Origin of the sequence: Thermopolyspora flexuosa, from assembly GCF_006716785.1 — a bacterium.
Classification (GTDB): domain Bacteria; phylum Actinomycetota; class Actinomycetes; order Streptosporangiales; family Streptosporangiaceae; genus Thermopolyspora; species Thermopolyspora flexuosa.
Genome location: NZ_VFPQ01000001.1, coordinates 3,044,879 through 3,068,443 on the forward strand (window position 1 = coordinate 3,044,879; position 23,565 = coordinate 3,068,443).

20 protein-coding genes and 1 pseudogene are annotated in these 23,565 nt (G+C 70.5%); 12 read left to right on the plus strand and 9 right to left on the minus strand.

What is annotated here, in order from left to right; all coding sequences use genetic code 11:
* Positions 1–25: 25 nt before the first annotated feature.
* The 11 genes and pseudogenes from FHX40_RS12885 (at position 26) to FHX40_RS12935 (ending at position 10,480) form a co-directional block, all read left to right on the plus strand.
* Positions 26–856, plus strand: a complete 831-nt coding sequence (locus tag FHX40_RS12885; RefSeq protein WP_142259830.1) for a helix-turn-helix domain-containing protein — start codon at positions 26–28, stop codon at positions 854–856.
* Complete coding sequence (locus FHX40_RS12890) at positions 841–1,212, plus strand: DUF397 domain-containing protein (protein WP_142259831.1); 372 nt, start codon at positions 841–843, stop codon at positions 1,210–1,212. Before FHX40_RS12885 ends, FHX40_RS12890 begins: the two co-directional genes overlap by 16 nt.
* 333 nt (positions 1,213–1,545) lie before the next feature.
* Positions 1,546–2,448: an SAM-dependent methyltransferase gene (locus FHX40_RS12895; protein WP_142259832.1), complete on the plus strand. Its 903-nt coding sequence runs from the start codon at positions 1,546–1,548 to the stop codon at positions 2,446–2,448.
* Between the two features lie 129 nt (positions 2,449–2,577).
* Positions 2,578–3,471 carry an SAM-dependent methyltransferase gene (locus FHX40_RS12900; protein ID WP_142259833.1) on the plus strand — a complete coding sequence of 298 codons (894 nt, stop codon included), beginning with the start codon at positions 2,578–2,580 and terminating at the stop codon, positions 3,469–3,471.
* Positions 3,472–3,691: 220 nt separating this feature from the next.
* Positions 3,692–4,366: pseudogene (locus tag FHX40_RS12905) on the plus strand (SAM-dependent methyltransferase); the annotation flags it as partial.
* Between the two features lie 292 nt (positions 4,367–4,658).
* Positions 4,659–4,973: a DUF397 domain-containing protein gene (locus tag FHX40_RS12910; RefSeq protein WP_142259834.1), complete on the plus strand. Its 315-nt coding sequence runs from the start codon at positions 4,659–4,661 to the stop codon at positions 4,971–4,973.
* 374 nt (positions 4,974–5,347) lie between these two features.
* Positions 5,348–6,139, plus strand: coding sequence for an SAM-dependent methyltransferase (locus FHX40_RS12915; RefSeq protein WP_229788278.1), 792 nt, complete (start codon positions 5,348–5,350; stop codon positions 6,137–6,139).
* Between the two features lie 161 nt (positions 6,140–6,300).
* On the plus strand, positions 6,301–7,221 hold the full coding sequence (locus FHX40_RS12920) for an SAM-dependent methyltransferase (RefSeq protein ID WP_170198823.1): 921 nt from the start codon (positions 6,301–6,303) through the stop codon (positions 7,219–7,221).
* A 166-nt stretch (positions 7,222–7,387) separates the two neighbouring features.
* A complete protein-coding gene (locus tag FHX40_RS12925) occupies positions 7,388–8,320 on the plus strand; it encodes an SAM-dependent methyltransferase (RefSeq protein ID WP_229788281.1) in 933 nt (310 codons plus the stop codon).
* A gap of 163 nt (positions 8,321–8,483) precedes the next feature.
* Positions 8,484–9,407: an SAM-dependent methyltransferase gene (locus FHX40_RS12930; RefSeq protein WP_170198824.1), complete on the plus strand. Its 924-nt coding sequence runs from the start codon at positions 8,484–8,486 to the stop codon at positions 9,405–9,407.
* 170 nt (positions 9,408–9,577) lie between these two features.
* Positions 9,578–10,480 (plus strand): SAM-dependent methyltransferase, encoded by a 903-nt coding sequence (locus FHX40_RS12935; RefSeq protein WP_229788283.1) that lies wholly within the window; start codon positions 9,578–9,580, stop codon positions 10,478–10,480.
* 51 nt (positions 10,481–10,531) lie between these two features.
* Here FHX40_RS12935 and FHX40_RS12940 read toward each other — a convergent pair whose 3' ends face one another.
* The 5 genes from FHX40_RS12940 to FHX40_RS12960 form a co-directional block, all read right to left on the minus strand.
* Positions 10,532–10,936: an aconitase X swivel domain-containing protein gene (locus FHX40_RS12940; RefSeq protein ID WP_142259838.1), complete on the minus strand. Its 405-nt coding sequence runs from the start codon at positions 10,934–10,936 to the stop codon at positions 10,532–10,534.
* Positions 10,936–12,213: an aconitase X gene (locus FHX40_RS12945; protein ID WP_142259839.1), complete on the minus strand. Its 1,278-nt coding sequence runs from the start codon at positions 12,211–12,213 to the stop codon at positions 10,936–10,938. Before FHX40_RS12945 ends, FHX40_RS12940 begins: the two co-directional genes overlap by 1 nt.
* Before the next feature lie 12 nt (positions 12,214–12,225).
* Positions 12,226–13,536 carry an FAD-dependent oxidoreductase gene (locus tag FHX40_RS12950; protein ID WP_142259840.1) on the minus strand — a complete coding sequence of 437 codons (1,311 nt, stop codon included), beginning with the start codon at positions 13,534–13,536 and terminating at the stop codon, positions 12,226–12,228.
* A 66-nt stretch (positions 13,537–13,602) separates the two neighbouring features.
* Complete coding sequence (locus tag FHX40_RS12955; RefSeq protein WP_142259841.1) at positions 13,603–15,330, minus strand: dihydroxy-acid dehydratase domain-containing protein; 1,728 nt, start codon at positions 15,328–15,330, stop codon at positions 13,603–13,605.
* 234 nt (positions 15,331–15,564) lie between these two features.
* A complete protein-coding gene (locus FHX40_RS12960) occupies positions 15,565–16,644 on the minus strand; it encodes an ABC transporter substrate-binding protein (RefSeq protein ID WP_142259842.1) in 1,080 nt (359 codons plus the stop codon).
* 307 nt (positions 16,645–16,951) lie between these two features.
* Between FHX40_RS12960 and FHX40_RS12965 the strand changes: the two genes are divergently transcribed.
* Entirely contained in the window at positions 16,952–17,758 is an 807-nt protein-coding gene (locus FHX40_RS12965) for an ABC transporter ATP-binding protein (protein WP_142259843.1), read from the plus strand.
* Positions 17,759–17,803: 45 nt separating this feature from the next.
* Here FHX40_RS12965 and FHX40_RS12970 read toward each other — a convergent pair whose 3' ends face one another.
* From FHX40_RS12970 to FHX40_RS12985, 4 genes are all read right to left on the minus strand, one after another.
* The gene (locus tag FHX40_RS12970) at positions 17,804–18,169 is read right to left on the minus strand and encodes a hypothetical protein (RefSeq protein ID WP_142259844.1); all 366 of its coding nucleotides are present in this window, start codon (positions 18,167–18,169) and stop codon (positions 17,804–17,806) included.
* A 183-nt stretch (positions 18,170–18,352) separates the two neighbouring features.
* Positions 18,353–19,366, minus strand: coding sequence for a methylmalonyl Co-A mutase-associated GTPase MeaB (gene meaB, locus FHX40_RS12975; protein ID WP_142259845.1), 1,014 nt, complete (start codon positions 19,364–19,366; stop codon positions 18,353–18,355).
* Positions 19,363–21,591 (minus strand): methylmalonyl-CoA mutase, encoded by a 2,229-nt coding sequence (gene scpA / locus FHX40_RS12980; protein ID WP_142259846.1) that lies wholly within the window; start codon positions 21,589–21,591, stop codon positions 19,363–19,365. Before scpA ends, meaB begins: the two co-directional genes overlap by 4 nt.
* Positions 21,588–23,423, minus strand: coding sequence for a methylmalonyl-CoA mutase subunit beta (locus FHX40_RS12985; RefSeq protein ID WP_142259847.1), 1,836 nt, complete (start codon positions 23,421–23,423; stop codon positions 21,588–21,590). Before FHX40_RS12985 ends, scpA begins: the two co-directional genes overlap by 4 nt.
* Between the last annotated feature and the right edge of the window lie 142 nt (positions 23,424–23,565).

Below are 23,565 nucleotides of genomic sequence, written 5' to 3' on the forward strand. Positions count from 1 at the left end.
GGTCGTCGAGTCAGGGAGTCCCCCCATGCCCTCGCCTCGCGAAATCGACCCTGCCGCGAGCCCGCTCGCCTTCTTCGGTTCAGAGCTGCGGCACTACCGCACGAAGGCGGGTCTCACGATCGAACAGCTCGCAGAGAAGATCAACTACTCCACGTCCCAGATCAGCGCGGTCGAGACCGGCCGGCGTCCCCCAACGCGTGAGTTCGCCAAGCTCGCCGACGATGCCCTCGGTACGGACGACGCACTGACGCGGCTGTGGCCGCTCACCCGTAAGTCACCGTTTCCCGTCTGGTTTCACCGCTGGGTGGACATCGAAGAGACCGCACACACGCTCAAAACCTGGCAGCCGCTTCTCGTCCCAGGACTGCTCCAGACGGAGAGCTATGCGCGGGCGATCATCTCCCAGCGCCCCGACCTCACACCTGAGCAGGTCGATACCATTGTCGCCGCCCGTATGCAGCGGCAAGAAATTCTCACAAGAGAGAAGCCGCCGCTCTTCATCGTGCTGCTGGACGAAGGCATCCTTTTCCGCCAGGTCGGCACTAAGCGAATAATGCGCGAACAGCTACTCGCGCTGCTTGAGGCCGCGCAACGTCCGAGGATCACGCTCCACGTCGTTCCTATTGCGTCGCAGGCTCTACTCGGGCTCGGGGGCGCCTTCGTGATTGCCAGCCTCTCCGGGGAATCGGATTACGTCTACGTGGATGGCATCAGCGAAGGCTACGTTACCGATCGGGATCGCGACGTAGAAGTGGTCGCCAACATGTACGAGGCAATTCGCTCTCTCGCCCTCCCTATGCCCGCAAGCCTAGACTTGATAGCCAAGGTGGTGGAGGACAAATGGACAGAGACCTGAGCCGCATCAAGTGGCGCAAGGCCCGGCGTAGCAGCGACAACGGCGGTGACTGCGTTGAGGTCGGTGTCTGGCGCAAGTCCAGCTACAGCAGCGCCAACGGTGGCGACTGTATCGAGGTCGCGGTCATCGACAGGACGAATCCCAACTTCAAGGGGACGGAAGACCTGTTCGCCGAGGCCGCGCACAAGGCCGAGTACGACCGCCTCTACGTGATCCGTGACTCCAAGAACCCCGACGGCCCGAAGCTCTACTTCACCCCGGCCGAGTGGGAGGCGTTCCGCCTCGGCGTGATCGACGGCGAGTTCGACGACCTCGCCGAGGAGGCCGAAGCCGCGGCGCGGAAGCGCGCCGAGTAGCTCGGCGGCCCGCGACGTTCCCGGGGCGGGCGGCGCGCACCCGCCTACCGCCCCACGTGTCCGACCTCCATCCTGAGCCGCGGGAGCGGCCTGGCACGGCGTGCCGCCCACGCCACCGGCGTTGCCACCTGGACACGTCGGTCTTTCGCGCGCTGCGGAAACACGACGCTTTCGTAACGCATTGTCGTACTGCGCCTGTCTGGTGGTAGAAAGAAGATCACCATTAAGGACAGCCGCTTTGACCGAAATGCGGCCAGGGCGGAATGGCCACCTTAGCCGGAAGCCCCAGGTGGGGAGGTCGTCGTGTCGCAGAGTGATGCGGATAGTGCGGGTTTGTCGGGTTCTGGCCTCGATGAAGAGCAGCGGTTCCCGATGGGCACGGCGCCCGATGCCGCCGAGCAGCCACCGGCGCCGGGGATCGACATCACAAAACCGCATGTCGCCCGCATATACGACTACTTTCTGGGCGGCAAGCACAATTACGCCGCTGACCGGGAGGCCGCGGCGCAGCTCCTCCGGGTGATGCCGGCCGTCCGGGCCGCGGCCCGGGTGAACCGGCGGTTCCTCATCGAAACGGTGCGCTGGCTGGTGCAGGAGGCGGGCGTACGGCAGTTCCTCGACATCGGCTCCGGCCTGCCCACCCAGCAGAACGTCCACGAGGTCGCCCAATCCATCGACAAGGACGCCCGCGTCGTCTACGTCGACAACGACCCCCTGGTACGGGTCCACGCCGAGGCGCTGCTGGCCACGACACCCAACACCATCGTGCTCGAGGCCGACATGCGCGATCCGGAGGCCCTGCTCAACCGGCCCGAGGTGCGCGAGCACCTCGACTTCTCCCAGCCGATCGCGCTGCTCCTCGTCTCGATCGTCCACTTCATCCAGGACACCCAGCAGGCCTACGAGGCCGTGAAGACCCTCCGCGACGCCCTGCCGTCCGGCTCGTACCTGGTCATGTCCCACGGGCTCAACGACGAGAGCATCGCGGACACGCTGGACGAGGCCGTCGCCATCTACAACCGCGCCAACTCCGGGGTCACCCTGCGTACGCGCGACGAGATCGCCCGGTTCTTCGAGGGGTGCACCCTGATCGGCAGCGGCCTGAGCCCGATCGTCGATTGGAGCATCCATGGCCCGCTCGGCGACGAGCAGGAGGGGCGGATCGTCTCGATCAACGACATCCCCCTCCTCCGGGGCTTCCCGCTGTTGTGCGGCGTGGGCCGAATCGAAAGCTGACCGCGGCGGCGGGGGCGGACGGCCGTTCGCCGCACCCGCCGCCCGACCACCGAGAACAGACCAGAACACCCGGCCCGGCCGCGGCGAGGGAGGCCGCCGACCGGGATCGCCGACACCGAGGAGGTCTCCGTGGCACAGCAGGACACCGGCAGCACGGGCGCGCCGGGCGCCGAGCCCGTCGAGCGGCCGCCCGCGCCCGACATCGACATCAGCAGGCCGCACGTCGCCCGGATGTACGACTACTTCCTAGGCGGCAAGAACAATTACGCCGCCGACCGCCTTGCCGCGGAGGAGGCTCTCAAGGCGACGCCGGAGGTACGGCTCGCCGCCCGGGCGAACCGCCGCTTCCTGATCAAGTCGGTGCGCTGGCTCGCCCAGGAGGCGGGCATCCGCCAGTTCCTCGACATCGGCTCCGGCTTGCCCACCCAGCAGAACGTCCACGAGGTCGCCCAGTCCGTCGACAAGGACGCCCGGGTCGTCTACGTCGACAACGACCCCCTCGTCCGGGTCCACGCCGACGTTCTGCTCGCCACCACGCCCAACACGATCGTCCTCGAGGCCGACATGCGGGACCCCAAGGCCCTGCTCAACCGGCCCGAGATCCGTGAGCACCTCGACTTCACCAAGCCGGTCGCGCTGCTGCTCGTCGCCGTGCTCCACTTCGTCCGGGACGACGACGAGGCCTACGCGATCACCGACACGCTGTACGAGGCGCTGCCGCCCGGCTCGTACGTGGTGCTCTCGCACGTCATGCTCCCCGAGCACCTCAGCGAGGGGCAGAAGGAGACCCTCGCCACCTACAACACCCGCACCGCCACCGGGCTCACCCTGCGTACCCGCGACCAGATCGCCCGTTTCTTCCAGGGGCTCACCCCGATCGGCAGCGGCCTTTCCCTCATCGCCGACTGGAGCATCGGCGACTCCGACCGCGACTCGTACGGGGACGACGTCATCTCCATCGACGAGATCCCCGCGTTGAAGGGCTTCCCCCTGATGTGCGGCGTGGCCCGCGTCGACCGCTGACGCGACGGCGGCGGGTACGGCCGGCCACATGCCGTACCCGCCGCCCGACCACGACAGAAGACAAGAGAACGAATGCACCCGGCCCGGCCGGGGCGAGGGGGGCGCCGACCGGGATCGTGACACCGAGGAGGTCGTCGTGCCGCAGCAGAGCGCGAACGGCGCCGAACACGAAGACCGGTTCCGGGCGGTGACCGAGCAGGGGGAGGACGAGCAGCCGCTCATGCCCGACATCGATGTCACCCGGCCGCACGTCGCCCGGGTCTACGACTACTTCCTGGGCGGCAGGAACAACTACGCCGCCGACCGGCAGGCGGCCGAGCAGGTGCTCTGGTGGACTCCGGAGGCACGGCTCGTCGCGCGGATGAACCGGCGGTTCCTGATCGAGTCGGTGCGCTGGCTGGTGAAGGAGGCGGGCGTACGCCAGTTCCTCGACATCGGCTCAGGGCTGCCCACCCAGCAGAACGTCCACGAGGTCGTCCAAGCCGTCGACAAGGACGCCCGCGTCGTGTACGTGGACAACGACCCGCTCGTGCGCGTGCACGCCGAGGTGCTGCTCGCCACCTCACCGAACACCATCGTGCTCGGGGCTGACATGCGGGACCCCAAGGCCCTGCTCGCCCGGCCCGAGATCCGCGAGCACCTCGACTTCACCAAGCCGATCGCGCTGCTGCTCGTCGCCGTGCTCCACTTCATCCGGGACACCGACGAGGCCTACGCGATCACCGACACGCTGTACGAGGCGCTGCCGCCCGGCTCGTACGTGGTCATCTCGCACGCCATGCTCCCCGACCGGCTCACGGACGCCCACCGGGTGAGCCTCACCGCGTTCCACCGCGTCACCCCCATGGTCACCCTGCGCACCGGCGAGGAGATCGGCCGGTTCTTCGACGGGCTCGTCCCGGTCGGCAGCGGCCTCTCCCTCATCGCCGACTGGCACATCGGCGAACCTGGCGGCGAGACGCGCGCGGACGACATCGTCTCCGCCGAGGAGCTCACCGCTCTGACGCATCGGCGAGAACAGGTGCGGATGAGACCACAGATGGCGATGAGACCACAGCGCGCCGCAGGAGGACTACGTTACGGATCGAGGCGGCGACGTGGCGACCATCGCAGGCCGTACACGGTGATCCGCCGCCTCGTCTCGCCATGCCCAGGAGACAGGACCGTTAGCCGAAGGTGGAGGAGCAATGAACACAGACCCGCGCCGCGTGACGTGGCGGAAGTCCAGCCACAGCAGGGGCGACTGCGTCGAGGTCACGGTCATCGACAAGACGGATCCCAACTTCAAGGAGACGGCCGATCTGCTCGCCGGTGCCGCGCACAAGGCCGAGTACGACCGCCTCTACGTCATGCGCGACTCCAAGAACCCCGACGGCCCCAAACTCTACTTCACCCCCGCCGAGTGGGAGGCGTTCCGCCTCGGCGTACTCGACGGAGAGTTCGACGACCTCGCCGAGGAGGCCGACACCCCGGCCGACGAGACCAAGGCAAAGGCCCAATAGCCCTCGGCTGCCGACATTCGTCGCGGGGCGGACGGCGACCCCGATTCCGCCCCACGTCCCCTTGCCGTCCCGACCGGTACGGCTCCCGCCCGGCGGGCATGACATCGACCTTTACCCGGCTTCCGCCATCCGCGCCCTGATACGTCCGGCCGGTGGTAGAAAATGATCAACCATCAGGGCCTCCGAGGACGCCGGCATCCGCACCGGAAGTCATGGCCCGTGAGCCCTTGACGCCGCGGGAGGTCGCGATGTCACAAAGCCAGGCCGATTCCCTGGGCGCTGCGCCAAGGGAGCGGAGCGAGTTTCCGGCGGATGACGCCGCGGAACTGCCGCCCGCTCCGGAAATCGACACCACCAAGCCGCACATCGCGCGGATGTACGACTACATCCTGGGCGGCAAGAACAACTACGCCGTGGACCGGGAGGCCGCGGAGAAGGTTCTCGCGGCCAGCCCACACGTACGTGTCGGTGCGCGGGCGAACCGGCGGTTCCTCATCGACGCGGTGCGCTGGCTGGCGCAGGAGGCCGGCGTTCGTCAGTTCCTCGACATCGGCTCCGGCCTGCCCACCCAGCAGAACGTCCACGAGGTCGTCCAGGCCATCGACCCGGACGCCCGGGTCGTCTACGTCGACAACGACCCTCTGGTGCGCGTCCACGCCGAGGCACTGCTCGCCACCGACCCCAACACCATCGTCCTCGAGGGCGACCTGCGCGACCCGCAGGCTCTGCTCAACCGTCCGGAACTGCGCGACCACCTCGACTTCTCCCAGCCGATCGCGCTCCTGCTCGTCGCCGTCCTCCACTTCATCCAGGACACCCAGCAGGCCTACCGCATCGTCAAGACCCTCTGCGACGCCCTCCCGCCCGGCTCCTACCTCGCCATCTCGCACGTACTCAAGGACGAGAAGCAGGAGGGACCTGCGGCCCAGGCACGCGCGATGTACAGCCGCCCCGGCTTCGGCGCGGTCCCCCGTACCAAGGACGAGATCCTCGGTTTCTTCACCGGCCTCACCCCGGTAGGCGACGGCCTCGTCCACCTCGCCGACTGGACTGTCCCCGGCAAGTCGATCGACCACGCAGGAGACCGCAAGGTTGTCGCCGTTGACGACCCGGCCGCGCTCCGGAGGCTCTCGGGTATGTGCGGCATCGCCCGCATCGATCGCTGAGGACGGTGCTGCCTCCACACGGCGGCTTCCACAGCGCAAGGTTCAGGCGTCATGGCGCACATGACCGCTCGGCGGTGAATAATGATCACATCTGAGGTCGCCGATATTTCCGGTACGTCCGGAGCATCCAAGAAGGCGCCGTCTCGAGCCGGGAGGTCGTCGTGTCGCAGAGTGATACGGGCAACGTGGGTTCGCCGGGTTCCCTCGCCGAGGACGAGCAGCGGTCGTCGGCACCGGCGGAGCAGGTCGAGGAGCGGCCGCCGGCACCGGAGATCGACATCTCCAAGCCGCACGTCGCCCGGATCTACGACTACTTCCTGGGCGGCAAGAACAACTACGCCGCCGACCGGGAGATGGCCGAGCAGGTCCTCAAGGTGTTCCCGGAGGCCCCGATCGGCGCCCGGATCAACCGGCGGTTCCTCATCGAGACGGTGCGCTGGCTCGTCCAGGAGGCCGGTATCCGGCAGTTCCTCGACATCGGCTCCGGCCTGCCCACCCAGCAGAACGTCCACGAGGTCGCCCAAGCCATCGACAAGGACGCCCGCGTCGTCTACATCGACAACGACCCGCTCGTGCGCGTGCACGCCGATGTTCTGCTCGCCACCAACCCGAACACCATCGTCCTCGAGGGCGACCTGCGCGATCCCCAGGCCCTGCTCAACCGGCCCGAGCTGCGCGAGCACCTCGACTTCTCCCAGCCGATCGCGCTGCTCCTCGTGGCCGTCCTCCACTTCATCGAGGACACCCAGCAGGCCTACGACATCGTCAAGACCCTCTGCGACGCCCTCCCCTCCGGCTCCTACCTCGCCATCGTCCACACCCTGAAGGAAGAGACGATGGACCAGGCGAGCGCGATCTACCGGCGCGCCAGCCTCAGCGGCCATCCGCGGACCGAGGAGGAGATCCGCGGGTTCTTCGCCGGCCTCACCCCCGTGGGCCGCGGCCTTGTCCGCATGGCGGACTGGACTCCCCCCGACCGGCCGAACGGGCTCACCGAGGGCAACAACGTCGTTTCGCTGGGCAACTCCGACGTACTCAGAAAACTTCCGGGAATGTGCGGCATCGCCCGCATCGACCGCTGAGGACGGCACCTTCCGCGTCACGGCGACCTCCCGCGAGTACGTCCTTCAGGCGTTTTGCCGCCACACGGCCACCCGGAGCCGGATAATGATCAACATCTGAGATAGCCGATTTATCCGGTACATCCGGAGCGCCACAGAAGGCGTCACCTCGAGCCGGGAGGTCGTCGTGACACAGAGCGAGACGGGCAACGTAGGCTCACCGGGCCCCCTCGCCGAGGACGAGCAGCGGTCGTCGGCAGCGGCGGAGCATCTCGAGGAGCGGCCGCCCGCACCCGACGTCGACATCACCAAGCCGCACGTCGCCCGGATGTACGACTATTACCTGGGCGGAAAGCACAACTACGCGGTCGACCGGGAGGCCGCCGAGCAAATGCTCAAGTTGTTCCCCCAGGGACGGATCGCCGCCCGGATGAACCGGCGGTTCCTGATCGAATCGGTGCGCTGGATGGCACAGGAGGCGGGCATCCGGCAGTTCCTCGACATCGGCTCCGGGCTGCCCACCCAGCAGAACGTCCACGAGGTCGCCCAGGCCGTCGACCCGGACGCCCGGGTCGTCTACGTCGACAACGACCCGCTCGTGCGGGTGCACGCCGAGGCGCTGCTCGCCACCGAGCCGAACACGATCTTCCTCACCGGCAACCTGTGCGAGCCGGAGGACCTGATCAACCGGCCCGAGCTGCGCGAGCACCTCGACCTCTCCCGGCCGGTCGGGCTGCTGCTGGTCTCCGTGCTCCACTGCGTCGAGGACGACGACCAGGCGCAGCGCATCGTCAAGACCCTCTCCGACGCCCTGCCGTCCGGCTCTTACGTGGCCATCTCCCACGCCCTCCAGGACGAGTCGACGAAGGAGCAGTGGGCGAAGGGACGCGAGATCTACCAGCGCGCCCAGGCCAGCGGGCGGGTGCGGACCCGGGAGGAGATCACCGCCCTCTTCACCGGCCTCACGCCCGTGGGGTGCGGCGTCGTCCACATATCCGAATGGACTCCTCCGGAGGGCTCGCCCGCATTCGAGGGCGGCGGCAACGTGGTGAGCCTGGACGACCCCGATGTGGTCAAGACCGTGCCGATCATGTGCGGCATCGCCCGTATCGACCGCTGAGTACGGCGGTCTTCCGCGTCACGGCGACGTCGTAAGTCCGTTCTTCAGGTGTTATGCCGCACCCAACCGCCAAGCGGTGAATAATGATCAAATCTGAGATCGCCGATATATCCGGTACATCCGGAGCGCCAAGGAAGGCGCCACCCCGAGCCGGGAGGTCGTCGTGACACAGAGCGAGACGGGCAACGTGGGCTCACCGGGTCCCCTCGCCGAGGACGAGGAGCGGACGCCTACGGCAGCTGCGGAGCAGGTCGAGGAGCGGCCGCCCTCGCCCGAGATCGACATTTCGAAACCGCACATCGCCCGGATCTATGACTACATCCTGGGCGGCAAGAACAACTACGCCGTCGACCGGGAGATGGCCGACCAGGTCGTCAAGGTGTTCCCCGAGGCCCCGATCGCCGCTCGGATCAACCGGCGCTTCCTCATCGAGACGGTGCGCTGGCTCATCCAGGAGGCGGGCGTGCGCCAATTCCTTGACATCGGCTCCGGCCTGCCCACCCAGCAGAACGTCCACGAAGTCGCCCAGGCAATCGATAAGGACGCCCGCGTCGTCTACGTCGACAACGACCCGCTCGTGCGGGTGCACGCCGAGGCGCTGCTCGCCACCGACCCGAACACCATCGTCCTCGAGGGCGACCTGTGCGATCCCCAGGCCCTGCTCGTTCGGCCAGAGCTGCGCGAGCACCTCGACTTCTCCAAGCCGATCGCGCTGCTCCTCGTGGCCGTCCTCCCCTTCGCCGAGGACAACGAGCAGGCCTACGACATCGTCAGAACCCTCTGCAACGCCCTCCCCTCCGGCTCCTACCTCGCCATCTCGCATCCCCTCAAGGAAGAGTCGACGGAACAGGCGAGGGCGATCTACCGACGCGCCAGCCTCAGCGGGCGTCCGCGGACCGAGGAGGAGATCCGCGGGTTCTTCGCCGGCCTCACCCCCGTGGGCTGCGGCCTTGTCCGCATGGCGGACTGGACGCCCCCCGACCGGCCGAACGGGCTCGCCGAGGGCGACAACGTCATATCCATGGACGATGCCGCCGTGGTCAAGAAACTGCCTGGAATGTGCGGCATAGCCCGCATCGACCACTGAGAAACGGCACCTTCCCGCCATGACGGCCTCCGTACCCCTGGCGTTCAGCCGCCCCGCCACCGGATGGCCGCTCGGCGGGGCTGGTGATCGACATCCGTGAAGGCGGATACATCCGGTACGTCATTGAAAAACAAAGGCCGTTGTGGCCGGGAGTCAGCCGGGAGGTCGTCGTGTCGCAGATCGAGACGGGCAATGTCGGTTTACCGGGTTCCGCGCCGGAGCAGGCGGCGCAGGAGGCCGAGGAGCGGCCGCCCTCGCCCGACGTCGACATCACCAAGCCGCACGTCGCCCGGATGTGGGATTTCTACCTGGGCGGCAAGCACAATTACGCCGTCGACCGGGAGGTCGCCGAGCAGGTCCTCAAGCTGATGCCGGAGACCCGGATCGGCGTTCGCCTGAACCGGCGCTTCCTGGTCGAGACGGTGCGCTGGATGGTTGAGGAGGCGGGCGTACGTCAGTTCCTCGACATCGGCTCCGGACTGCCCACCCAGCAGAACGTCCACGAGGTCGCCCAGGCCATCGACCCGGACGCCCGGGTCGTCTACGTCGACAACGACCCACTCGTGCGCGTGCACGCCGAGGCGCTGCTCGCCACCGACCCGAACACGATCTTTCTTACGGGTGACGTGCACGACCCCAAGGCCGTGCTCGACCGGCCCGAGCTGCGCGAGCACCTCGACCTCTCCAAGCCGGTCGGCCTGCTCCTCGTGGCCGTCCTCCACTTCGTGGACGACAACGAGCGGGCCTACGAGATCGTCAGGACCCTCTGCGACGCCCTCCCGTCCGGCTCCTACCTCGCCATCTCGCACGCGCTCAAGGACGAGCGGACCGAGCAGGCGACCGCGATCTACCGGCAGAACAACGCGGGCGGGCGTCCGCGGACCGAGGAGGAGGTCCGCGGCTTCTTCGCCGGCCTCACCCCCGTGGGCTGCGGCCTCACCCGCATCGGGGAGTGGACTCCCCCCGACCGGCCGAACGGGCTCGCCGAGAGCGAGAACGTGGTGGCCCTGGGCGACCCCGCCGAGCTCAAGAAACTGCCGGGAATGTGCGGCATCGCCCGCATCGACCGCTGACCTCGCCCGCGACGCCGCCCGCCGCCCGGGGGTACGGCGGGCGGCCGGTCGCTAGCGGTGGACGATCACGAGGCCGCGGTCGCCGTCGACCGTGACCCGGTCGCCGGTGCGGATCACCTGGACCGGGTCCTGGTCGAGGTCGGTGACCGCGGGCACGCGGGTGACCACCGCGCCGAGGGCGGACTTGGTGGAGACGGTGGTGAACACCATCGCCAGCGGCGCGGTGCCGAGCAGGCGGGTGCTCTGGAAGAACCCGGACCAGCCGGAGGAGCCCTTCGCGCCGGGGAACACGAGCACCTTGCCGGTGAAGCAGACGCCGCACAGCTCGTGCCGCCGCTCGATGATCGTGCCGGTGGCCGGGTCGATGCCGCCCCAGCCGGAGATGGTCTCGTGGGAGACGAGCGCCTCGCCGGTGACGACGCCGGGGACGATGCCGCGGCCGCGCAGTTCGATCATCACAGCTCCCCTCGCCAGACGCCGGTGACGGCGGCGTCCACGCACTCCTCCAGCGTGCCGAACCACGCCTCGATGCCGAGGATCGCGGGCAGGTAGTGGGCCTGCTTGGCCGAGTCGGTGGCGAACACCCGGGTGCCCTCGGGCGCCACCCGCGACATGGCCGGGCAGGAGTCGGTGAGCACCCTGCCGCCCGCCCGCTCGATGATCTCGGTGTAGCCGCTGCGGTCGGCCATGGTGCGCAGCGCCCGCGGCGCCATGATCCACAGCTCGGTGCCGGGGTTGAGCCGCCGCCCCTCCAGCAGGTGGGCCACCTTGGCGATCTGGTCGAGCGAGGCGTGCGGGCAGCCGAGCAGCACGAAGTCGACGTCGGTCGACTCGCCCTGGTTGTTCAGGGTCTCGTAGACGTGCCGGCGCTCCCGCTCGCCGTACACGATCTTCTCGGACGGTACGGCACCGCCGAACGCGGCCTCGAGGGTCGGTGCCTCGGGGGTGATCCCGGGGATGTGGTAGAGCTCCACGCCGCCGGAGGAGGCGGTGGCCGCGCCGAAGTGCTTGAGGTCGGTCAGGTCGGGGTGGCCGAGGGTGCCGGTGACCACCGGCCGGTTCTCCTGCACCACCTCGCCGACGAAGTACCCGAACATGCCCCAGTCGCGGAACGAATCGACCGGCACGGCCGCCTCGATCAGGTGGGTGCCGAGGCGGTTCTCGTCGAGGTGGTTGCCCCAGCAGGGGATCTTGCCGGTGAGGCTCGCCGCGCCGGTGGAGGCGGTGCCCTCGCAGTTGGTGCGGGCGCCGAGCACCGAGTTGGCGTAGACGACCGCGGAGGACTCCATCCAGGCGCAGTGCTCGCCCCGCACCGGCAGGTTCCCCACCTGGTACGGCGTGCAGGTGGCGAGGATGTTCACCCCGCGCGGGCCGTAGAACGCCTCGGCGTCCTGCTGGATCCGGACCAGCTCGGCCGGGTACGGGGTGACGCCGAGCGCGTCCTCGCCGAACCCGTGCTGGAGCTGGCAGGTGGGCACCCGCATGTGCGGGATCTCGAAGTCGCCGTCACTGTCGAGGTTGATCACGGCGAAGGCCTTGTGCCAGCCGTACTCGCGGACGAGCTTCGCCTTCGCCGGTGTCGGCTGGGTCATCGTCCCGGCGACGTTGCGCACATTGCACAGCCGCTCGGCCCCGAGGGCCTCGCCGTACCGGACCAGCAGGTCCATCGCGGCGGCGACGGCCGGGCCCTCGGCGCCGTCGAGCATCGCCTTCTCGTCGTCGGCCAGCCTCATCCGCGCCTCCCGTCACGCGTCGACGTTCTCGTGCACCCGCTCCCGCAGCGCGGCGATGTCGATCTCGTGCACGCTGCCGCCGCCCGAGGCGAGGTCGAGCGCGTGGGCGGCGGCGAAGCCCATCGCGGCGCACGGGCCCATGACGCGCACGCTCGACAGCGCCGCGGCGTCGCCGTCCACGCACCGCCCGGCGGCGACCATGTTGTGCACGCCCGGCGCGAGCAGGCTGCGCAGCGGCACGTAGTGCACGTGGTCGGGGCCGAACTCCTCCCACACGTAGCCCTCGACGCGGTCGTGCAGCTCGATCGGCCAGGAGGTGCGGGCCACGGCGTCCGCGAAGCGGTGGCCGGAGCGCACCTCGTCCACGGTGAGCTGGTGGACGGCGGCGAGCCAGCGGGTCTGGCGGCGGCCGGGGAAGCCGTAGGAGCGGACCCGGGCCTCGCCGAAGGTCTCGGGGAACTCGTTGCGCAGGAACTCCACCACCCGGTCGGCCTGGGCGCGGCCCTCGAGCTGGGCGCGGGAGGCGCGCACCGCCTCCAGCGGGGCCTCGACGTGGGTCATGTTGAGCACCGCCCAGTCGCGGCCCTGGAAGAAGAACGCCAGGCCCTCCAGGCGGGGCAGGTCGTACCGCTTGGCGTTCGCCTTGATCGCCGCGACGAGCTCGGCGGGCTCGGGCCGGTGCTCGGGGCGGAGGTTCTCCACCCGGACCTGCTGGGAGCCCCAGATGGTGCGCTCGGGGATGCGGCACGGCAGGCCCGCCTCCCAGGCGAGCGCGGCGTCGCCGCTCGCGTCGACGAAGCCCTCGGCCCGCACCCGGACCCTGCCGTGGCGGGTGGCGAAGGTGACCGCGGCCAGGCGCCGCTCGCCGGTGGCGGCGTCGACGTCGCTCTCCACGGCGAGCACCGAGGCGCCGAGCACGACCTGGATGCCGAGGTCGTAGACGAGGTTCTCGATCCACCGGCCGAGCACGACCTCGTCGTACGCCACGGTGATGGTGTGCCGCCGGTTGTAGGCGATGTCGCCGGTCTTCTCCAGGTCGGCGAACATCCGGTCGAAGATGCCGTGGGTGAGCCGGTGGTACTCGGGGGCGTTGCCGTACACGCCGCAGAACAGGCCGATCAGCGAGTTCACGCACTGGCCGCCGAGGACCGGCAGCGCGTCGGCGAGCACCACGCTGCGGCCCAGCCTGCGGGCCTCGATCGCGGCGGACAGGCCAGCGATGCCGGCGCCGACCACGCAGACGTCCGCGGTCAGCTCCTCGGCCGGGTCGCCGGCCGGCTTGGTGACGGTCTTGACCTTCAGCTCGGTGAGCTCGTGGGGCATCGGTTCTCCAGGCGGGTACGGCACCGCCGTGCCGTACCACGGGTCGGACGGGGGCGGGACGGGTGGTCAGGCGGTGGGCAGGGCGTTGCCGCGCAGCGTGGCGCCGCGGGGCAGCGGCTCGACCGACCGGGCGTAGACGGACAGCCAGCTCGAGCTGTCGCCGGGCGTGCGGTGCGGCTCGCGCTCCCGGATGCGGCGCTCCAGCTCGGCCTCGTCGACGAGCAGGTCGACGCGGCGGGCGCGCAGGTCGATGGCGATGCGGTCGCCGTCGGCCACCACGCCGAGCGGGCCGGGCAGCGCGCCCTCGGGCGACACCTCTCCGACGACGATGCCCTTGTTCACCAGGCCGGAGAGCTGGCCGTCGGTGATCACGGCGACCTTGCCGGTGAGCCCGGCGCCGTCGAGGGCGAACACCGGCTGGGAGGCCATGCCCATGCCGGGGTTGCCGACCGGGCCGAGGCCGCGCAGCACGATCACGTCGCCGGGCCGTACCCCGCCGGACTCGATCGCGGCGATCGCGGACGGGGCGTCGTCGAACACCCGGGCCGGGCCCTCGAAGGTCATCGGGCGGTCCTCGTCGGCGGACAGCTTGACGATCCCGGCGCCGGGGGCGAGGGTGCCGCGCACCACGACGATGGTCGGGTGGTCGCAGTACGGGTTCGACCGCGGGCGGATGACGGTCGCGTCGCGCACCTCGGCGCGGGCGACGCGTTCGGCCATGGTCTCGCCGGTGATCGTGACGGCCGAGCCGATGACCGCGTCGCCGAGCTGCTTGAGCACGGCGAGGGCGCCGCCTGCGTCCTCGAACCGCTCGATCGTGTCCGGGCCGTTGGGGCGGACCGCGGCGAGCGGGCGGATCGTGTCGGCGTAGTGCTCGAAGAGGGCGTAGACGTCGAGGTCGAGGCCGGCCTCGCGGGCGATCGCCTGCAGGTGCTTGACCGTGTTGATCGAGCCGCTGATCGCGAGCGCGGTCATCACCGCGTTGGCGAACGCGTCCGGGGTGAGGATGGTGCGCGGGCGGCGGCCGGCGAGCACGGCGTTCACGATCGTCTCGCCGCTCGCCCGGACCGCGCGCCACATCGGCTCGCTGTTCGCGCGGACCGGGGTGGTGCCGGGCAGCGTCATGCCGAGCGCCTCGGCGACGATGTGCATGGAGTTCGCGGTGCCCATGCCGGAGCACACGCCGGGGCTGGTGATCGCCCGCTCGCTCATCCGGCACAGGTCCTCGACGGTGACGCCGCCGAACTTGAGGTGGTTCGACTTGAGGAACACCTCCTCGATGTCGACGTGCTCGCCGTTGTCGAGGTGGCCGCTGCTCTGGTAGCCGCAGGGGAGGACGAGGGTGGGCACGTCGATGCGGGCGGCGGCCATGAGCTGGCCGGGGGTGGTCTTGTCGCAGGAGGCGAGGCAGACCATGCCGTCGAGCTGGGCGCCCTCGACCACCGCCTCGATGTCGGCGGCGAGCAGGTCCCGGCCGGACAGCACGTAGCCGCCGCTGCCGCCGCGGCTCATCAGGAAGTCGGTGGGGGCGACGGTGCGGATCTCGAACGCCACTCCCCCGGCGGCCTCGATGGAACGCTTCACCTCGGCGGCGATCGGGTCGAGGTGGCTGAAGCAGGGGGCCAGCCCGGACGAGGAGTTCACCACGGCGATCTTCGGCTTGGCCAGGTCGGCGTCGGTGAGGCCGAGCGCGAACCATTGGGCGCGTCTGGTGGCCCAGCGCGGGGTGCCGACGGGGAGATCGCTGCGGAGGGCGGGGGCGTCGCCCGCCACCGGGTGGCCGTTTTGTTCCATTTCACTCCAAATGTGGCTGTCTATCGCGTTGTAAGGGTGACGCCTGCGGGGGCGCTCGTGCAGCCCGGCTTCCGTTTATCGGAAGGCTTGTTGCGGCCGTGCCGTACCGGTGCCCGGGCCGTACGGCGGGCCCGCCCCGGGTGCGCGGAGCGGGCCCGCACAGACCGGGGAGGCGGCCCGGCGTCCCCACGTGCCGCCGGCCCTTCCGGCCGTCTCCCCGGCCTGCCCGTGCGCTCAGGCGTTCGGCAGGAAACTGTTGTCGAACCAGGGCTTGGGGTCCGCGCCGCCCGGCACCATGCCGGCGTCGGCCAGCTCCTTGTACCCGGCGGCCCACCGCTCCTCGTTGGTGACGAGCAGCTTGTCCGGGCCCTCGTCGCCGAGCCAGCTCTCCCGGGCCATCTGCAGGCTCTGCTTGGCGATGTTGTCGTCGTTGAGCGTGCTGAACGAGTACTTGCTGCGCAGCACCTTGATCGTCTCGTCGAGGCTCTCGTCGGCGACCATCGCGGCCACGGCGTCGCGCAGGCCGGCCATGAACTTGCGGATCGTCTCGCCCTTCTCCTGGAGCGCCGACTTGGTGGTCGCGTAGACCTGCGAGTCGGCCTTGACCCACTCGGCGGGCTCGAAGACGCCGACGTCCGGGTTCTGCGCCTTGAGGATGTTGGCGGTGTCCGTGCTCACCACGTAGCCGACGATCCGGCCCTGCTCGACCAGGTTGAACGTGCCCGGGGTGAGGCCGACGACCTGGCGCTTGACCTTGCCGGGGTCGATGCCCGCGTTGGCGAGCACGAGCGAGACCACGTTGTCGCTGGTGCCGCCCTCGGACGGCACGCCCATGGTCTTGCCGACCATGTCCTCGGGCTTCTCGATCGGGTGGTTCTTCTTGCTGTAGACGAACCGCAGCATGGTCGTGCGGTTGAGCGTGCCGATGTTGACCAGCGGCTGGTTCGCCTTGGTCACCGCGGCCATCAGGTCGATCTGGCCGATGCGGGTGACCAGGCCGACGCCGGACAGCAGCGTCTGGATCGCCTGCGCCGAGCCCTTGGTCGCCTGCAGCTCGACGTCGAGACCGTGCTTGGCGAAGTAGCCGCCGGCGACGCCGAGCAGCTCGGGCGCGAGGGAGAGCGTCTCCAGCGGCAGGATGCTGAGGTAGGTGACCTTTTCGTTGCCGCCGCCGCTACCGCCACCGCTCGAGCCGGAGTCGCCCGAGCCGCACGCGACGAGCACGCCGGAGCCCACCGTGGCGGCAGCGAAGGCGAGAGCGGAGTTCTTGAGGAAGGATCTGCGGTCGAAGAGCTGGGGGGTATTGATTCGCACGACCGGCTCCCTGGTTCTCACTGTTCACGGACTTCACACGGCGAGACCGTTGGAATGAGATTTGCGTCACCTCGCCCCGGCGGCTAGCCGCCTTCCCGCATAGTGGAAGGATCCGTGAATCCGTCTCGTGCCCGAGCGCCCCTTTTTTACGGTTTTCCCCTTAGTAACCCGCAATATCGGTGGTTAGTTAGCTTAGGCTAAGCTAATCCTGATTGCCCTCGCCAGGGGTCGTCACCCGTACCCCGCGAGTCCCAGAGGGCTCGCCACGGCCGCGGTCACCGCGGGGCGCAGGACGGAAGGGACGTACATGAGCAGGTTGCGCGCGACCGACCTCACGCTCGCCTACGAGCAGCGCGTGGTGGCCGAGCACTTGGGTGTCGAGATCATCGACGGGTCGTTCACGGTCATCGTCGGGCCGAACGCGTGCGGCAAGTCGACGCTGCTCCGGGCGCTCGCCCGGCTGCTCAAGCCGCGCGCCGGCATCGTCTACCTCGACGACAACCCGATCGGCGACCTCCCGGCCAAGCAGGTGGCGCGGCGGCTGGGCCTGCTCCCCCAGACGCCGATCACGCCCGAGGGCATCACGGTCGCCGACCTGGTCGGCCGCGGCCGGTACCCGTACCAAGGGCTGCTGCGGCAGTGGTCGCGGGAGGACGAGCGCGCGGTGACCGCCGCGATGGAGGCGGTCGGCATCGCCGAGCTCGCCGACCGGCCGGTCGACGAGCTCTCCGGCGGGCAGCGGCAGCGGGTGTGGCTCGCGCTCGTGCTCGCCCAGGAGACCCCGATCATGCTGCTCGACGAGCCGACCACCTACCTCGACATCGCCCACCAGATCGAGGTGCTCGACCTGTGCGCGCGGCTGCACGAGGAGGGCCGCACCCTCGTCGCGGTGCTGCACGACCTCAACCACGCCTGCCGGTACGCCACGCACCTGATCGCGATGCGGGACGGCAGGGTGATCGCGCAGGGCGCGCCGAGCGAGATCGTCACCGCCGAGCTGGTCGAGGAGGTGTTCCGCCTGCCCTGCCAGGTGATCACCTGCCCGGAGGCGGGCACCCCCCTGGTCATCCCCGCCGACCGCCGGCGCTCGCTCGCGGTCGCCGAGTCGGCCTGACCGGTACGGCATGCCGCCGCGCCGTACCGGGCCGGCGCGTGGCGGTCAGATGACGAGCTCGCCCTCGATGCGGCGCAGGTGGTGCCGGGCGAGGGCGAGGTTGGCGCGCTCCCGGTCGAGGACCAGGTAGAGGAAGACCGAGGTGCTCGCGTGCGAGGCCCGCCGGATCACGTGGTACTGGCGGGTGAGCGAGATGAGCATGTCCTCGACCTCGTCGTCCATCTCCAGCGCGGCGAGCGTCTGCACCTTGGCGCGCACCACCTCGGTGCTCCCGGCCGCCGCGAGCTCGATGTCGAGGCCGTCGCCACCGCCTGCGGAACCCAGGCACATGCCGGTCTCGAAGTCGACGAGTGCCGCGCCCAGCGCCCCGTCGATCGCCATGATTTCCTTCAGGGCGGTGTTGATGTCCATCCTCGGCTCGCTCGCTTTACCGACGATCTACTTGTGACTGATGTGAAATAACGTACCGTTTGACACGCTGTGGAGTGAAGATCGCCATTTGCGGCGTGGATCCGGGCCGGGCGCGGGCGCTTCGCGCGCACGCCGCCGCGGCCGCCCGCAGGTGACGGCGCGGGCGGCCGATACGGCTCGGCCTCAGCGGCCGGTGCCGTAGAAGGCGGCGAGCAGCCGGTCGGCGGCGAGGGACGGGGTGAGCGTGCCGTCGAGCACCTCGCGCTCCACCTGGGCGGAGATGGCGCGCACCTCGGGGTGCTCGTGCAGCGCGGTCATGAGCCGGTCCTGCACGAGCGCCCAGGTCCAGCCGACCTGCTGGCGGCGGCGCTTGGCGGTGAGCTCGCCCGACGCCTCCAGGGCCTCCTGGTGGCGTACGATCGTCCGCCACAGCTCGTCCAGGCCGGTGCCCTCCTTGCCGCTGCAGGTGAGCACCGGGGTCTGCCAGGCGCCCTCGCCGGTGCGCAGCAGGCGCAGCGCGCCGGCGAGCTCGCGCGCGGCCTTGCGGGCGTCGGCCTCGTGCGGCCCGTCCGCCTTGTTCACCGCGATCACGTCCGCGATCTCGAGCACGCCCTTCTTGATGCCCTGGAGCTGGTCGCCGGTGCGGGCGAGGGTGAGCAGCAGGAACGTGTCGACCATGTCGGCGACCGCGGTCTCGGACTGGCCGACGCCGACGGTCTCCACGAGCACCACGTCGTACCCCGCCGCCTCCACCACGACCATCGCCTCGCGGGTGGCCTTCGCCACCCCGCCGAGCGTGCCCGCGCTCGGCGAGGGGCGGATGAAGGCGTTCGGGTCGACGGCGAGCCGGGTCATCCGGGTCTTGTCGCCGAGCACGCTGCCGCCGGTGCGGGTGGAGGACGGGTCGACGGCGAGCACGGCGACCCGGTGGCCCTCGGCGGTGAGCCGTACCCCGAGCGCGTCGATGAACGTCGACTTGCCCGCGCCGGGCACGCCCGAGATGCCGACCCGCCGCGCCTTGCCCGCGAGCGGGGTGAGCTCGACGAGCATGCGCTGGGCCATCTCCCGGTGGTCGGGCCGCTTCGACTCGACCAGGGTGATCGCCCGGGCCACCCAGGCGCGCGACCCCTCGCGCACCCCCTGGACGTACTCCTCGACCGAGGGGGTGCGCGGGCGTCCGGTGGTGCCGCCCGTCATGCCGTGAGCTCACCGTGGCCGAGCCGGGCGCTCAGCTCCTTGAGGAGGTCGAGGGCCGCGTCCGCGATCACGGTGCCCGGGGGGAAGATCGCCGCGGCGCCCGCGGCGCGCAGCGCGTCGAAGTCGGCGGGCGGGATCACCCCGCCGACGACGATCATGATGTCGTCCCGCCCGGCCTCGGCGAGCGCGTCGCGCAGCGCCGGGACGAGGGTGAGGTGCCCGGCGGCGAGCGTGGACACGCCCACCACGTGCACGTCGGCCTCGACGGCCTGCCGCGCCACCTCCTCCGGGGTCTGGAACAGCGGGCCCACGTCGACGTCGAACCCGAGGTCGGCGAACGCGGTGGCGATCACCTTCTGGCCGCGGTCGTGGCCGTCCTGACCCATCTTCGCCACGAGGATGCGCGGCCGGCGGCCCTCGGCCCGCTCGAACGCGTCGCACGCCTCGCGCACCCGACGGATCGACTCCGCCTCGCCCGCCTCCTCCCGGTACACACCTGAGATGGTACGGATCGGGCTCTCGTGGCGGCCGAACACCTTCTCCAGCGCGGCCGAGATCTCCCCCACCGTCGCCTTCGCCCGGGCCGCCTCGACGGCGAGCTCGAGCAGGTTCGCGTCGCCCGCCGCGCCCCGGGTGAGCGCGTCGAGCGCGGCGGTCACCGCCCCCTCGTCACGCTCGGCGCGCAGCCGGCGCAGCTTCTCGATCTGGGCGGCGCGCACCGCGGTGTTGTCCACCTTGAGCACCTCGACCGGCACGTCGTCGGCGACCCGGTACCGGTTGACGCCGATCACCGGCTGGCGGCCGGAGTCGATGCGCGCCTGGGTGCGGGCGGCGGCCTCCTCGATGCGCAGCTTCGGCAGGCCCGCGTCGATCGCCTTCGCCATGCCGCCGGCCCGCTCCACCTCCTGGATGTGCGCCCAGGCGGCGCGGGCGAGCTCGTAGGTGAGCCGCTCGACGTACGCGCTGCCTCCCCACGGGTCGATCACCCGGGTGGTGCCGGACTCCTGCTGGAGCAGGAGCTGGGTGTTGCGGGCGATCCGGGCGGAGAAGTCGGTGGGCAGCGCGAGCGCCTCGTCGAGCGCGTTGGTGTGCAGCGACTGGGTGTGCCCCTGGGTGGCGGCCATCGCCTCGATGCAGGTGCGCACCACGTTGTTGAACACGTCCTGCGCGGTGAGCGACCAGCCGGAGGTCTGGCAGTGCGTGCGCAGCGACAGCGACCGGGGGTCCTTCGCGCCGAATCCCTTGACGATCTTCGCCCACAGCAGCCGGGCGGCGCGCAGCTTGGCGACCTCCATGAAGAAGTTCATGCCGATGCACCAGAAGAACGACAGCCGCGGCGCGAACGCGTCGATGTCGAGCCCGGCGTTGATGCCCGCCCGCAGGTACTCCATGCCGTCGGCGAGCGTGTAGGCGAGCTCGAGGTCGCAGGTCGCCCCCGCCTCCTGGATGTGGTAGCCGGAGATCGAGATCGAGTTGAACTTCGGCATGTTCCGGGAGGTGTAGGCGAAGATGTCGGAGATGATCCGCATCGACGGCCCGGGCGGGTAGATGTAGGTGTTCCGGACCATGAACTCCTTGAGGATGTCGTTCTGGATGGTCCCGGACAGCTGCTCGGGCTTCACCCCCTGCTCCTCGGCGGCGACGATGTAGAGCGCGAGCACCGGCAGCACCGCGCCGTTCATCGTCATCGACACGCTCATCTTGTCGAGCGGGATGCCGTCGAAGAGCTGCCGCATGTCGTAGATGGAGTCGATCGCCACCCCGGCCATGCCGACGTCCCCGGCGACCCGGGGGTGGTCGGAGTCGTAGCCGCGGTGGGTGGCGAGGTCGAACGCGACCGACAGGCCCTTCTGCCCGGCGGCGAGGTTGCGGCGGTAGAACGCGTTCGACTCCTCCGCGGTGGAGAACCCGGCGTACTGGCGGACCGTCCACGGCCGGGTCGTGTACATCGTCGGGTACGGCCCGCGCAGGTACGGGGCGATGCCCGGATAGGTGGCCAGGCCGTACTCGCCGGAGGCGGTGATCTCCTCCAGGTCGGCGGCGGTGTACAGCGGCCGGACCGCGATCCCCTCGGGGGTCTCCCAGGCCAGGTCCTCGGGGTCCTTGCCGGTCGCCTCGCGCACCGCGCGCGCCCAGCGCTCCCCGTCGACCGGCGCCCGCCCGGCACCGGCGAACAGCTCGACCTCGGAGAAGTCCGGAATGCGTGCCGAGGTGCCGGAGCTCATCGCGTCACTCCCAGGTCGTCGAGGGTGGTGTTGAGTACGTGGATCGCGTCGCAGCCGGTGTACACGTTGCCGTCCACTCCGTCGTAAACATCCCTGCCCGCGAGCCAGACACGTATCGCCCCGGCCTCGCGCAGCGCCGCCGCCACCGCCGCGGCGTGCTCGGCGTACAGCGCGTCGCTCGAGCACAGGCAGGCGACCCGCGCCCCGCTCTCCCGGAACGCCTTGGCGATCGCCGCCGGGTCGGTGCCCGGCCCGGCCTCCACCGTGGCGATGCCGCCGGCCTGGAACAGGCTGGCGGCGAACGTCGACCGGGCCGTGTACGCGGCGATCGGGCCGATCGTGGCGAGGAACACCTTCGGCCGCTCGGGCAGCCGGTCGCAGGCGTCGCGGAGCCGTTCGAACGGCTCGGCGTAGTACACCCGGGGCAGCCCACCCGCCGTCTCGGGTCGCGGCGGGTACGGCTCGCGCTCCGGCAGCCGCTCCTCCAGGTTGGGGAACTCGCTCACCCCGGTGATCGGGTCGCGGCGGTGCGCGATCGCCTCGGCGCGGCGCGCCCAGGTGCCGGCGAGCCGCCGCGGGATCAGCTCGTCCAGCGCCGCCATCGCGCCCCCGGCGCGCTCGATCTCCTGGAACCACTCCCAGGCCTTCTCGGCGAGCTCGACGGTGAGCCGCTCCACGAACCACGAGCCCCCGGCCGGGTCGATCACCCGGCCCACCCCGGACTCCTCGATCAGCAGCAGCGAGGTGTTGCGGGCGATGCGCCGGGAGAACGCGTCGGGCAGGCCGAGCCGCGCGTCGAACGGCTGCACGGTGACCGCGTCCGCGCCGCCCACGCCCGCGGCGAAGCAGGCCACGGTGGTGCGCAGCATGTTCACCCACGGGTCGCGCACGGTCATCATCGGCGAGGAGGTGACCGCGTGCTGGCGCTGCGCGCCGTGCTCGGGCGCGCCGCACGCCTCGGCGACCCGCGCCCACAGCAGGCGGGCCGCGCGCAGCTTGGCGATCGACAGGAACTGGTCGGCGGTGACCGCGTAGCGGAACTCGAGCTGGCCGAGCGCCTGGGCCACGCTCAGCCCGCCGTCGGTGAGCGCGCGCAGGTAGGCGACCCCGGCCGCGATCGAGCAGCCGAGCTCCTCGGCGTGGCTGCCGCCCGCGTCGTGGTACGGCGTGGCGTCCACGGTGATCGCGCGCAGCGTGGGGTGGTCGGCGGCGCAGCGGCGCGCGAGCCGTACCGCGAGGTCGAGGCCGGCGCCGTCGGGGACGGTCCCGAGCCGGGCGCGCAGGCCGATCGGGTCGGCGCCGAGGTTGCCGCCCGCGGGGACCACGCCCCGCTCGGCGAGCAGGCGGAGCAGGGTCTCGGCGGCCTCGGCGGTGGCCACGCCCGCGTCGAGCACGACGGGGGCGAGGTCGAGGTGGACCTTGTCGAGCACGGTGGGCAGCGCGGGCGGGTCGAGCGCGCCCTCGCCGAGCACGAGCCACAGCGAGGTGACGCCGTTCTCCAGGTCGGTGAGCACGGCGTCGCGGGTGACCGCGGGGTCGGGGTGGGCGTGCCGCTGCCGCACGTCCCAGCCGGTGACGACCCCGCCCTCGGGCCGGGCTCCCCGGGTGTACGGCGGCAGCCCGGGCAGACCGGCCGGTCGGTCGGGCAGGTCGTCGATGTCGTAGAGGGGGCGCAGTGTGATCCCGTCGTAGGTGTGCGTGGCGAGCGCCTGTTCCGGATCGGCCACGCCGACGGATTTGCGCAGTACCGCCAGCGCGAGCTCTCGCCAGCGGTCCCTGGTGGCCGGCGGGAAGTCGGCGGCGAGCTGAAGGTCCTGGGACGGCACTGTCATGCCTGGATAGTAGGCACGTCCGAAACCCCGACCGACCGCGGGGTCGGTTTCCGGCCCGTCCCGGCAAATGCCCTCATTTCAGCGGCACTGTCCGGGTATTTCGTCCGATTTTCCAGCTCGCCGCCTGTTATATCCGGATGCT